Source organism: Paenisporosarcina sp. P4_E4_2, from assembly GCF_056401595.1.
Genome location: NZ_JBFUJC010000380.1, coordinates 1 through 2,820 on the forward strand (window position 1 = coordinate 1; position 2,820 = coordinate 2,820).

Here is a 2,820-nt window from a genome sequence, read left to right on the forward strand (position 1 = left end):
GCATCGAAGCGTTTGTCGGTTATTTGAATGAAGAAAAAGATGTATTGCATCCAGTTGCCTATGTTGAAGGGGTTCAGGATGACATCGAAGTGGAGTTTGCTTTCCAATTTAATGATGGCTACTCTGAAACGATTTTATCGTTTGTTAATAATGTCCGTACGCGTGATGGTGGAACCCATGAGACAGGCGCGAAATCTGCCTTGACGCGCGTATTCAACGAATATGCACGCAAAACAAGTTTACTTAAAGAGAAAGATAAGAACTTGGATGGAGCAGATATTCGTGAAGGAATTTCAGCAATCGTTTCAGTGCGTATCCCTGAAGCCATTCTCCAATTTGAAGGACAGACGAAAGGTAAATTAGGTACGAGTGAAGCTCGTGCAGCAGTGGATGCGGTAGTTTCCGAGAAACTGTTGTATGTTCTTGAAGAAAATGCTGAATTGAGTGCCTCACTTGTCCGTAAAGCGATTCGTGCACAACAAGCACGAGAAGCTGCTCGTCGTGCCCGAGAAGATGCACGTAACGGCAAAAAATCAAAGAAATCAGCTTCAATTTTATCTGGGAAGCTGACTCCTGCACAATCTCGTAATGCTGCGAAAAACGAATTATATCTGGTGGAGGGTGACTCTGCCGGCGGTTCTGCGAAACAAGGACGAGACCGCAGTTTCCAAGCGATTTTGCCACTTCGAGGAAAAGTTATCAATACCGAAAAAGCAAAACTTGCGGACATCATGAAAAACGAAGAAATCTCGACGATCATCCACGCAATCGGCGGTGGAGTAGGCGCTGATTTCTCAGTTCCGGATATCGCATATGACAAAATCGTCATCATGACTGATGCCGATACGGATGGAGCACATATTCAAGTATTGCTTCTGACGTTCTTCTACCGTTATATGAAACCATTGATTGAAGCAGGAAAAGTATATATAGCTTTGCCCCCCCTTTACAAAGTTTACCGTGGAGTCGGCAAAAAAGAAGTTCTTCAGTACGCTTGGACGGAAGCTGAACTTGACGAAGCCATCCGAAAAATCGGTAAAGGATATATGATCCAGCGTTATAAAGGTCTTGGTGAAATGAATGCCGGACAATTATGGGAAACAACGATGAATCCTGATACAAGAACATTGATTCGAGTAGAAATTGATGATGATGCACGTGCGGAAAGACGCATCACTACTTTGATGGGTGACAAAGTTGAACCAAGAAGACGATGGATTGAAAACAATGTTAATTTTGGTCTGGATGAAGACAGCAATATTCTAGAAAACGAACTCATCCATGCTGAGGAGGATTCAGAATGACACAAACCGAACGTTATCAAGATCTACCCTTAGAAGAAGTCATCGGCGACCGGTTTGGCCGTTATAGTAAGTACATTATTCAAGATCGAGCACTACCTGATGCCCGAGATGGACTTAAACCCGTACAACGTCGTATTTTATATGCGATGTTCCATGAAGGAAATACAAACGAAAAACCGTTCCGTAAATCAGCAAAAACTGTCGGTAACGTAATCGGTAACTATCATCCACATGGTGACAGTTCCGTTTATGAAGCCATGGTAAGGATGAGTCAGGACTGGAAAGTTCGCCACATGTTGATTGAAATGCACGGGAACAACGGTTCTGTAGATGGTGATCCACCTGCTGCTATGCGTTACACGGAAGCACGTTTGTCGGCCATCGCAGGAGAAATGCTTCGTGATATCAATAAAAACACAGTTGACTTGGTACAAAACTTTGATGATTCCGAGTTGGAACCAACTGTACTGCCAGCTCGTTTCCCTAATTTACTTGTAAACGGTGCAACAGGGATTTCTGCTGGATATGCAACAGACATGCCGCCTCATGCATTGCATGAAGTGCTAGACGCTGTGTTAATGCGCATGAACAATCCTGAAGTTACTGTTAATGAATTAATGACGGTTCTGAAGGGGCCTGATTTTCCTACTGGAGGTATCATTCAAGGTGTGGATGGTATCCGAAAAGCTTACGAGACAGGAAAAGGCAAAATCGTTGTCCGCTCGAAAGCAGAAATCGAAGCTTTAAAAGGCGGTAAGGAACAAATCGTTATTACCGAAATTCCTTTTGAAATTAATAAAGCGATTTTGATCAAGAAAATAGATGAACAACGTCTCGATAAACGTCTGGACGGTATTGCAGAGGTCCGTGATGAATCCGACCGCACTGGTTTACGTATCGTAATCGAATTGAAAAAAGATATTGATGCAAAAGGCATTTTGCAGTTCCTGTTTAAAAACACCGACTTGCAGATAGCTTACAACTTCAACATGATTGCGATTCATAACCGTCGTCCGACAATGATGACATTGCCATTATTGCTTGATGCTTATATTGAGCATCAAAAAGATGTAGTGACTAGACGTTCTGCATATGATTTACAAAAAGCAAAAGACCGCATTCATATCGTGGAAGGTTTGATGAAAGCCCTATCCATTTTGGATGAAGTAATTAAAACCATCCGTGCATCTCAGGATAAACGCGATGCGAAAAATAATTTAATCCGTGCTTTTGCATTCACTGAAGCGCAAGCTGAAGCGATTGTTTCTCTTCAACTTTATCGTTTAACAAACACCGATATTACGGACTTGAGAAATGAAGAAGCTGAATTGCAAAAAACAATTAGTGAATTGATGGCAATATTAAATAACGAATCAAAATTGACGAAAGTCATCCAAAAAGAATTGCAAGCCATTCGCAAGCAGTTCTCTGAGCCACGGAGATCCGTTATTGAAGACCAAATCGAAGAAATCAAATTAACACTGGATGTCTTGATTCCGAGTGAAGAGGTTATGGT

Annotated in this window: 2 protein-coding genes; both read left to right on the forward strand. The window is 42.0% G+C overall.

What is annotated here, in order from left to right; translation table 11 throughout:
* Positions 1-1,304, forward strand: a 1,304-nt coding sequence (locus AC1DSB_RS17415; RefSeq protein WP_477587219.1) for a toprim domain-containing protein, incomplete at its 5' end; no start/stop codon positions are given.
* Positions 1,301-2,820: DNA topoisomerase IV subunit A (gene parC, locus AC1DSB_RS17420; RefSeq protein WP_477587220.1), on the forward strand; the 1,520-nt coding region annotated here is incomplete at its 3' end. The genes AC1DSB_RS17415 and parC, both read left to right, overlap by 4 nt.